Annotated in this window: 1 protein-coding gene; it reads right to left on the reverse strand. The window is 74.8% G+C overall.

Annotated features, from left to right (window positions below; translation table 11 throughout):
* Positions 1–299: 299 nt before the first annotated feature.
* Positions 300–461, reverse strand: a complete 162-nt coding sequence (locus ABD308_RS05895; RefSeq protein ID WP_344327926.1) for a hypothetical protein — start codon at positions 459–461, stop codon at positions 300–302.
* Positions 462–709 lie beyond the last annotated feature (248 nt).

The following is a 709-nucleotide window of genomic DNA, read 5'->3' on the forward strand; positions in this document are numbered from 1 at the left end:
CGGGTCCGGCCAGCAGGGCCAGGGCGAGGCCGATCCGGGTGAGCGGTCGGCGGACGGTGGGGCGACGCATGGGGTCCTCTCCCCCGGCCGGGGGAATGATCCGCACGCGGTGCCGCTGACGCCCGCCCGTGCGGCCGTCGATCACCCTTCCGGGGGCCCCAAATTAGGAATATCGCGCCGGTCGGGGCGAGCAACCTCCCCCGAACGGTGGCAAGGTGCACCCCTTGGAGTGACACTCCGTCAGCCCGTTCGGCGCATTCGGCGGATGAACGCCACCGCGGCGCCGTCGGCCCGGGAGGTCAGTGGTGGCCGGTCACGCCGCCGTTGTCGCGGCGGTCGAGCGCGCGCTGGAGCGCCGCGGCGGCGAAGGGGTTCCGCTCGGCGGCCCGGCGGCGGCGCGGGACGCGGGTCTGCGGGGCGGCGGGGGCGGAAGGGGCGTGGCGGTCGGCGGTCGGGGGCATACCGGGGCTCCTTGGTTCGATACGCGCCGTGGGAACGGACGCGGCGGTGGGGAGGAGGGGGGGTACACCGGGCGGGGGTCACCTGCCCATCGGGCGTACACGCGCGCACGGGCCGAACTCCCTGGCTACAGGGGCGGCACACCGTACGGCTTCCACCACCGTACGGCCCCGGCCCGGCGGTGTCTGCACGAATACTTGGATTTCCTACTATCTGAGACGGCGGTCACCCGGAGGAACGCGCCAGGGGG

Source organism: Kitasatospora putterlickiae (genome assembly GCF_039527695.1).
Lineage (GTDB): Bacteria > Actinomycetota > Actinomycetes > Streptomycetales > Streptomycetaceae > Kitasatospora > Kitasatospora putterlickiae.